Annotated in this window: 1 rRNA gene; it reads right to left on the bottom strand. The window is 31.8% G+C overall.

The features are described 5' to 3' along the window. Positions 1 to 147 precede the first annotated feature (147 nt). A 23S ribosomal RNA gene (locus KGF45_RS19940) occupies positions 148 to 239 on the bottom strand; the annotation flags it as partial.

Here is a 239-nt window from a genome sequence, read left to right as displayed (position 1 = left end):
ACAGGTGTATCCTCTCGGCTATTGTAACCACATAATCTTTATGCTTAATATTACTATTAAGTTATTGAAACTAGTAAAACTAGCTTCTTTAGAGTTAACACTCTAAAAACTACATATATATTTTAATTAATGAACATCAAATAAATATTGGTCAAGTCCTCGACCTATTAGTATCGATAAGCTAAATACATTGCTGCACTTACACCTTCGACCTATCAACCAGATAGTCTTTCTGGGGT

The sequence above is a fragment of the Clostridioides sp. ZZV14-6154 genome (genome assembly GCF_020657785.1).
Classification (GTDB): Bacteria; Bacillota; Clostridia; order Peptostreptococcales; family Peptostreptococcaceae; genus Clostridioides.
The sequence above is the reverse complement of the archived record's forward strand: the minus strand, read 5'-3'. Positions and strand labels throughout refer to the sequence as shown.